The following is an 8,578-nucleotide window of genomic DNA, read 5'->3' on the forward strand; positions in this document are numbered from 1 at the left end:
TACATCTGGACCGAGGGTTGCCAGGTCTTGCGGCACCTAGCGGCTGTTTTCCACGAGAATTTGTTTGCCGACCTGATCCGCCGTACCGGCATGACCGCCGCCGATGACGATCACTTCAAAACGGGAAGGGAAATCCACCACGCACCTCGTGCCTGCTTAAGTAGGTAATTCAGGAATAGTTTGAGATCAGGTTTTTGAACCTGGTCGACAAGTATAGGGACTTCGCCCTTCCTAAAGAACCCTTTGCACAAAATTTAACCAGCTGTGGAGAACTCGAGGTTAAAAGAATAAAAAAGAGAGAAATTTATAAAACCTTTGTTTTTATGTTTATTTCTACTGAGCCTACTTTCTGTGGATAGATCTCTACAGGCCTTTGTTTTCAATGTGTACAGAGATTCAAAACCCTGTGTTCATGTGCCAATGAGGGCCTTGGATAACCGGTTTAAGCCTGTGGATGAAAGGGGTGGTTATCCACAGAGGGGTTTATGTCCAGTTTTCAGGCCCTGTTATCAACTGCCCTTAGTGGCAGTTATTCACAGGGCTTAATCCACAGAAAAACGATAAAACGCCTTTTCCAGAGTGCAAAAAAAACACCAGCGAGGGTTCGCTGGCGATAAAGAAGCCGATGGAGGGAAGTGCGCGGGCTATTGTGAGAGAACGTAACAGGGGCTAATAATAGGCATTATCATTAACTCGTCAGTTTTCCCCATGTCCCTACCCGCCCACACTGCTGCGATCGAGCGAATCTACGAGCAACACCATTCGTGGCTACATGGCTGGCTCAAGGGAAAATTGCATGACGCCTGCGATGCAGCCGATGTGGCGCATGACACGTTCGTGCGGATTCTGGCGGCACGTAATGCCGCACAGATTCGCGAGCCACGTGATTATCTGGCGACCATTGCACGCGGTCTGGTGATTGACCGATATAGAAGACAGGCTATCGAAGCCGCCTATTTGCAGACCCTCGCGGCTCGACCGGAAGCCACTGCCATCAGCGAGGAAGACAAGGCGCTGATCATCGAAACCCTGGTCGCTGTGGATAAAGCCTTGGCCGGGCTTGGCGCCAGAAGCCAAAAAATCTTTATGCTCTCGCAGATCGATGGCCTGACTTATCAACAGATCGCTCTGCAATTGAAGGTTTCGCTGACCACGGTGAAGAAGCACATGATCCGCGCCCTGACGGAATGTGCCCTGATCATGGCGCAACGTTGATGGCCATCGCCCCCAATCGCCAGATCTTCGAAGCAGCCGCCAGTTGGTACGTACAGTTTCAGGCAGATCCACCAACGCTCGCCGAACAAAAGGCCTGGCAGTTGTGGATAGATAGCGACCCGGCGCATCTGGAGGCGTGGAACCAGATGGAACAATTGCAGCGCCACCTCGGCACGCTGCCACAGGATCTGAAACGTCGCGCATTAAATACCGGTCAGCAACGTCGCCAAGTGCTGAAATTGTTGCTACTCGCAGCGGGAACGGGGTTCGTTGGCTGGAATGTTCAGCAACACACTTCCTTGGGAAATGTCTGGGCCGACTATAAAACCGGCGTTGGCCAGCGTCGCAATATCACATTGGCGGATGGCAGCCAGATTCAACTCAACACCGACACTGCGATTGATGTGTCTTTCGACCCGGCGCAGCGGCTGATTCGCCTGCGCTCCGGCGAGATCCTCATTCAAACCGGAAAGCTGGGTGATCAACGGCCCTTTTTCGTCGAAACCCGGGATGGCCGGATTCAAGCACTCGGCACTCGTTTCTCCGTTCACCAGCTATCGAGTTCTACCCGAGTTGGAGTGCTGGAAGACCGGGTCAGTGTTCAGCCCGGTGATACTTCAACGACCGCAAAAATCTTGCAGGCAGGCGAAGGCGCTGATTTTGATCGTCAGCACATAGGGCTCATTCATCCATTCAAATCCTCCGAAGTGGCGTGGATCAACGGTCAATTGATCGTCCTCGATGCACGCTTGGGCGATGTGATTGAAGAATTGGGCCGTTATCGCAGCGGGGTTTTGCATTGCGACGCGCGTGCCCGGGAGCTGCGGGTTTCCGGGACATTCCGCCTCAATTCAACTGACGCAGTCTTGGCCAATCTACAGGCGTCGCTGCCGATCAACGTGCGCTATTTCACTCGTTACTGGGTCTCGATCAGCCACAACGTTTGAACGAAATTTCGCCTGGGCAAAATAAATCGCAAACAGGGTTATCTTTTTTGGCCCTGACCCGGCCCTACAGGTAATCGCGATAAACGCGGCTCTTTGCCACCTTCAGGGCTTATCCACCCATGCGTCTTCCCACGTTTCGTCAGCGTTTTTCCTACCACTGCATTGCTTACAGCCTACTGATGACCAGCGCCGCGTCCTGTCTGGTGATTAGCCATAACGCCGTCGCTGCATCGGCCACTCAGCGTTATGCGATTGCAGCGGGCCCTCTGGACAATGCACTGAGCCAGTTCGCCTCGGCCGCCAACGTAATTCTGTCGTTCTCGCCGCAACAGACCAGCCGCTTGCGCAGTGTCGGGTTGAACGGCAACTTCACCGTCGACCAAGGTTTTGCCCAACTGCTGCAAGGCTCAGGTTTGCAAGCCGTACCGCAGGCGCCGGGCAGTTACATTCTGCAGGCGCTGCCAAACGGTGATTCGCTGGAGCTGGCCCCGACCAACATCAATGGTCAGTTGGCCAACCCGATGAATCTGGATTACGCGGCGGACGTCGGATACAAGGCGCAGAACAGTCGAATCGGTACGAAAACCAGTACGCCGTTGTCGGAAACGCCACGCTCGGTGTCAGTCGTTACCGCACAACGCATGAAAGATCAGAAATCTCAGACGCTCACTGAAGTACTCGGCTACGTGCCGGGGATCTTTGCCCCACCGTTCGCCGCCGGCGACAGTCTGGCTGGAGACCTGTTCTACATTCGCGGTTTCAACGCCACCGATTATGGCTACGGTCTGTTGCGCGATGGACTACGCGTACAGGGCAATCGCTACGACACCAGCACCGAGCCCTACGGACTTGAGCGGGTCGAGATTTTCCGCGGCCCGTCTTCTCTGCTCTATGGGGAAAACGCTCCGGGCGGTCTGGTCAATCTGGTGAGCAAACGCCCGACCGCCGCACCGCAAGGCGAAGTGCAGTTGGGTTATGGCTCGAACAATCGCCGGCAGATCGGCGTCGATGTCTCCGGCCCGCTCAATGACAGCGGCAACGTGCTCGGACGCGTGGTGATGCTTGGCCGCAAGTCCGACACCCAGACCGATCACGTTCCGGACGACCGTATCTACATCGCGCCATCGCTGACCCTGAATTTCGACGATTACAACACGCTGACCCTACTGGCCAACTACCAGAAGGATCACACCAACATGGAGCTTGGCCTACCGGCCGCCGGGACTTTGCTGACCAACCCCAACGGCAAGTTATCCAAAGGCACCATGCTCGGCGACCCGGACTGGAACACCTTCGAACGGGAAACCTGGAGCACCGGTTACGAGTTCAGCCACTCGTTCAACGACGACTGGCAGTTCCGCCAGAACTCGCGCTACATGCAGTCGCGCATTACCCGCCACGAAACCTGGCCGGGCAACCTCAATAACGCCGGGTTCGGTACGCGTCTGAACATGACTGCCTACGATCGCTTCAACAAATCGATGGTGTACTCGCTGGATAACCAGCTGGAAGGCAAATTCCAGGTCGGCGGTCTGGAGAACACCGTGTTGTTCGGCGCCAGCTACGATCGCACCTCCTTTAATCAGGACTGGAACGCCGGCATCGTCGGGCCGATCGATGTGTATAACCCGGTGTACTTGCGCGATCCGACCACGCCGATTGCGGTGCAAAACACCTTGCTGGAACAGCAGATGAAAGGGGTTTATGCACAGATCCAGAGCAAGTACGACCATTGGCTGTTCCTGCTCGGTGGCCGTCAGGATTGGGTCGACAGTGATTTTCGCGACAAGGTCGCGCAATCGAGCGACATCAGCTCCGAGGACAAGAAGTTCACCTATCAGGGCGGCGTGATGTACCAGTTCGACAATGGCATGACGCCGTATGTCAGCTACTCGACCTCGTTCGTGCCGGTGCAACAGATTTCCAATGCCGGCGCGCCACTCGACCCGATCACCAGCAGCCAATATGAAGTGGGCCTAAAGTACGAACCGATCGGCTGGGACACTGCCTTCACTGCATCGGTGTATGACCTGCGTAAAAAAGACGACACCTACTTCGACGCCACCACATCGAGCTATCGCCAGGTGGGCGAAAGCCGTTCCAAGGGTGTGGAACTGGAACTCAACAGCAACCTGACCCAGAACCTCAACGTGACTGCGGCTTATACCTACACCGACGCGCGAATCACCAAGGATGCCGCGACGTCATTGGTCAAAGGCCATCAAATGACCGGCGTTCCACGTAATCAGGCCTCGGTCTGGGCGAAATACCGCTTCCTTGATGGCGACTTGAAAGGTTTGTATGTGGGTGGCGGTGTGCGTTATTTCGACAGTGCCTTCGCGTACACCTCGCCTTCTCTCTACGGAAAGCTGGATGCCGGCGACGTTACCTTGGTGGATGCGGCCATCGGTTATCAGATCGATACGCACTGGAGCGTCGACCTGAATGCGAAGAACCTGTTCGACAAGGAATATGTGTCGGGTTGCAACGACGCGGGTCGTTGCTATTGGGGTGAGGATCGCACTCTGCTCGGTACAGTTTCCTACAACTGGTAAAACGAAAAAGGGGCTGTGGATAAATTGTCCACAGCCCCTTTTGTCATTTGCCGATACAGAAACTGGAAAAGATTCGTCCCAAGAGATCATCAGAGCTGAACGCCCCGGTGATTTCGCCGAGAGAGTGCTGGGCCTGGCGTAAATCCTCCGCCAGTAACTCTCCGGCGCCAGCCAAGGTCAGCTGGGCGCGGCCGTGTTCCAGTGCCGCACTGGCGTGGCGCAAGGCCTCCAGATGCCGGCGACGTGCACTGAAACTGCTTTCCGACGTCTGCTCGTAACCCATGCAGGCTTTGAGATGATCGCGCAACAGATCCAGGCCTTCACCGGCCGACTTGGCGCTGAGACTGATCGTCACGTGCCCGTCTTCGCTGGTTTCCAGAACAATGGCTTCGCCGGTCAGGTCGGCTTTATTGCGGATCAAGGTGACTTTCGCCGGATCTGGCCGGGTTTCGAGGAACTCCGGCCACAGGGCAAACGGATCCAGTGCTTCCGGCGCAGTGGCGTCGACTACCAGCAACACCCGATCAGCTTCACCAATGGCTTTCAACGCGCGCTCGACGCCGATCTTTTCCACATGATCATCGGTATCACGCAGGCCAGCGGTATCGACAACGTGCAACGGCATGCCGTCGATGTGGATATGTTCACGGAGGATGTCGCGAGTGGTGCCGGCGATCTCTGTCACGATTGCCGCTTCGCGACCGGCCAACGCATTCAACAGGCTGGACTTGCCGGCGTTCGGACGGCCGGCGATCACTACGGTCATGCCATCGCGCAGCAATGCGCCCTGCCCGGCTTCGCGCAGCACTGTGGATAGTTCATCGCGCACTTTGTCGAGCATGCTCAGCACATGGCCATCGGCGAGGAAGTCGATTTCTTCTTCCGGGAAGTCGATGGCGGCTTCGACGTAGATGCGCAGGCCGATCAACTGTTCGGTCAAGTTATGCACACGCTGGGAAAACGCACCCTGCAATGAACGCAGGGCATTACGTGCAGCCTGTGCAGAACTGGCTTCGATCAAATCGGCAATCGCCTCGGCTTGCGCCAGGTCGAGTTTGTCATTGAGGAAGGCGCGTTCGCTGAATTCTCCCGGACGCGCCAGACGGCAGCCCAGTTCCAGGCAGCGTTTGAGCAACATATCCAGAACGATCGGGCCGCCGTGGCCCTGCAATTCCAGAACGTCTTCACCGGTGAACGAATTAGGCCCCGGGAAATACAGCGCCAGACCTTCGTCCAGCACCTGTTTGTCGTCAGTGAAAAACGGGCCGTAATGGGCGTAACGCGGTTTCAGTTCGCGGCCGCTGATGGCTTTCGCCGCAACACTGGCCAACGGCCCGGAAATACGGACGATGCCCACACCCCCACGGCCTTGAGCGGTGGCGACAGCGGCGATGGTTTCACGAGGTACGCTCATAACCGGAATCCAGACAAAAATGACAGATAGCAAAACGCCCCACTAGGGGGCGTTTTGAGTGGTTATCCACAGTGTAAATCAAGCGGCTGCTTTGGTAGCCCGTTCGATCTTACGTGTGATGTACCACTGTTGGGTGATGGACAGGCAGTTGTTCACAACCCAGTACAGCACCAGACCAGCCGGGAACCACAGGAAGAAGAAGGTGAAGATGATTGGCATCATTTTCATGACCTTCGCCTGCATCGGATCCGGAGGAGTCGGGTTCAACTGCTGCTGGATAAACATGGTTGCGCCCATGATGATCGGCAGAATGAAGAACGGATCCTTGATCGACAGGTCAGTGATCCACAGCATGAACGGCGCCTGGCGCATTTCCACGCTTTCCAGCAGAACCCAGTACAGCGAAAGGAAAACCGGCATCTGCACGAGGATTGGCAAGCAACCACCCAGCGGATTGATCTTCTCTTTCTTGTACAGCTCCATCATGGCTTGCGACATTTTCTGCCGGTCATCGCCATGTTGTTCTTTCAGTGCAGCCAGTTTCGGTGCAACGGCACGCATACGCGCCATCGATTTGTAGCTGGCAGCCGACAGAGGGAAGAAAAGACCCTTGATCAGCATGGTCAGGAAGATGATCGACCAGCCCCAGTTACCAATGATCGCGTGGATGTGTTGCAGCAACCAGAAGATCGGTTGAGCAATGAACCACAGAATGCCGTAGTCGACGGTCAGTTCCAGACCTGGGGACAACTGCTTCAGCACAGCCTGGCTTTTCGGACCGGCGTACAGCACAGCGCTGGTTTCAACTTTGGCACCTGGTGCAGCGGTCAGTGTTGGACCGGTGTAACCGATGATGTAGTTGCCTTTGCTGTCTTTACGGGTCTGAACGACGTTGTTTTCGCCCTTCGCCGGAATCCACGCGGTCACGAAGTAGTGTTGCAGCCAGGCTACCCAACCACCGGTGACGGTTTCTTTCAGTTGGGCCTTGTCCATGTCCTTCATGGACACTTTCTTGTACGGCTCCGAACTTGTCCACAGGGCAGCGCCCAGGTAAGTCGCGGTGCCAGTAGCAGTGGTGGACGAAGGGTCAGCGCTGTTATCACGCTTCAACTGAGCAAACATTGCGCCGTTCCAGGGCTGAGCGCTCTGGTTATCCACAATGTAGGAAACGGCTACGTCGTACAGGCCGCGTTTCAGGGTGAAACGCTTGATGTAATTGACGCCGTCCTTGCTGAACTTCAGGTCTACGACCAATTGGTCCTGACCGTCAGCCAGTTGATAAGTCTTCTTCTCCGAGGAGTAGACCGGACGACCGGCCGGGTTTGCGTCCGGACCGTTGGTGCCGATGAGACCGCTTTGGGCCAGATAAACACGTTCGCCGCCGTTATCGAACAGCTGGAACGGAACATCAGGACGATCCTGACGACGTGGATACAGAGGCAAGGTCAGTTGAGCAACATCACCACCTTGTGGATCGATCGCGAGATCGAGCACGTCGGTTTTGATCTGGATCAGATCCTTGCTGGCGGCTACCGGTGTTTCGGCAGGTGCGCTGGTATCGCTAGCGGCGCGCGGAATATCGTCACTGGCGGCAGCATTATTGCCAGTGGCGGTGTCCGGCAAACCGGATGTAGTCGTACTGGAAGCAACATTCTGAGTCGGCAAAGCAGCCTGACCATAGTCCTGGTTCCATTTAAGAACCATAACGTAGGCCACGATTGCCAGGGCGACGATCAGGATCGTGCGTTTGATATCCATGATTACTCGGCCATCGAAGAAGAACGGGAGGTAGGGATAGGTGGAACCGGGTCATAACCACCGGGATTCCACGGATGACAGCGACCTAAACGACGAAAGGTCAGCCAGCCACCGCGCAGAAGGCCATGATTTTCAATGGCTTCATACGCGTAGCAGGAACAACTGGGGTAGAAACGACAGTGGCTGGCCATCAAAGGACTAATGGCATAGCGATAAAACTGGATCGGAACGAGGGCCAGTTTACGCATCAGGACTGTCTACCCCTACAGTTTCGGTTTTGACTTCTGGAACTGGCTTGCTGCGTGCCAGACGCTTCCAGAGCTTGCCGAAATGCTGAATCAATTCGGGGTTTTCTACATCGCCAAGACCTTTGCGCGCGACGATAACGATGTCCCAGCCGACCAGTGAATCCTGGTGCAGACGAAACGATTCGCGCATCAAACGTTTGAGGCGATTGCGCTCAACGGAGAGCTTTACGCTCTTTTTCCCGATAACCAGCCCGAGACGGGGGTGATCAAGATCGTTGTTGCGTGCAAGGAGCAGGAGATTTTTCCCCGGAACCTTGCCGGTAGGGGAGTCAAAGACTGCCTTGAAATGCCGGGGGGTAAGCAGACGCTTTTCCCGACTGAAGTCCTGACTCACCTCCAGGACCGGATTATCATTCGGCCAGACGCGCTCGCGCGTTGGGG

The 8,578-nt window shown here is 55.7% G+C and carries 7 protein-coding genes; 3 read left to right on the plus strand and 4 right to left on the minus strand.

Annotated features, from left to right (window positions below):
- The first annotated feature begins 708 nt into the window (after positions 1-708).
- The 3 genes from ACIP66_RS27400 to ACIP66_RS27410 all read left to right on the plus strand — a co-directional run bounded on the left by ACIP66_RS27400 (position 709) and on the right by ACIP66_RS27410 (position 4,717).
- Complete coding sequence (locus ACIP66_RS27400) at positions 709-1,215, plus strand: sigma-70 family RNA polymerase sigma factor (RefSeq protein WP_400652297.1); 507 nt, start codon at positions 709-711, stop codon at positions 1,213-1,215.
- On the plus strand, positions 1,215-2,162 hold the full coding sequence (locus ACIP66_RS27405) for a FecR domain-containing protein (RefSeq protein WP_400652299.1): 948 nt from the start codon (positions 1,215-1,217) through the stop codon (positions 2,160-2,162). The genes ACIP66_RS27400 and ACIP66_RS27405 overlap by 1 nt, the downstream gene beginning before the upstream one ends.
- A 119-nt stretch (positions 2,163-2,281) precedes the next feature.
- The gene (locus tag ACIP66_RS27410) at positions 2,282-4,717 is read left to right on the plus strand and encodes a TonB-dependent siderophore receptor (protein WP_400652302.1); all 2,436 of its coding nucleotides are present in this window, start codon (positions 2,282-2,284) and stop codon (positions 4,715-4,717) included.
- A 43-nt stretch (positions 4,718-4,760) separates the two neighbouring features.
- Here the strand turns inward: ACIP66_RS27410 and mnmE are convergent, their stop codons facing one another.
- From mnmE to rnpA, 4 genes are all read right to left on the minus strand, one after another.
- Positions 4,761-6,131 (minus strand): tRNA uridine-5-carboxymethylaminomethyl(34) synthesis GTPase MnmE, encoded by a 1,371-nt coding sequence (gene mnmE / locus ACIP66_RS27415; protein ID WP_008084392.1) that lies wholly within the window; start codon positions 6,129-6,131, stop codon positions 4,761-4,763.
- Positions 6,132-6,209: 78 nt separating this feature from the next.
- Complete coding sequence (gene yidC, locus ACIP66_RS27420; RefSeq protein ID WP_400652305.1) at positions 6,210-7,889, minus strand: membrane protein insertase YidC; 1,680 nt, start codon at positions 7,887-7,889, stop codon at positions 6,210-6,212.
- A 2-nt stretch (positions 7,890-7,891) separates the two neighbouring features.
- On the minus strand, positions 7,892-8,137 hold the full coding sequence (yidD, locus tag ACIP66_RS27425; RefSeq protein WP_010465488.1) for a membrane protein insertion efficiency factor YidD: 246 nt from the start codon (positions 8,135-8,137) through the stop codon (positions 7,892-7,894).
- Complete coding sequence (gene rnpA / locus ACIP66_RS27430) at positions 8,130-8,531, minus strand: ribonuclease P protein component (protein ID WP_042704971.1); 402 nt, start codon at positions 8,529-8,531, stop codon at positions 8,130-8,132. Before rnpA ends, yidD begins: the two co-directional genes overlap by 8 nt.
- Positions 8,532-8,578: the final 47 nt, after the last annotated feature.

The organism is Pseudomonas sp. NPDC088429, assembly GCF_044753305.1.
Lineage (GTDB): Bacteria > Pseudomonadota > Gammaproteobacteria > Pseudomonadales > Pseudomonadaceae > Aquipseudomonas > Aquipseudomonas rustica.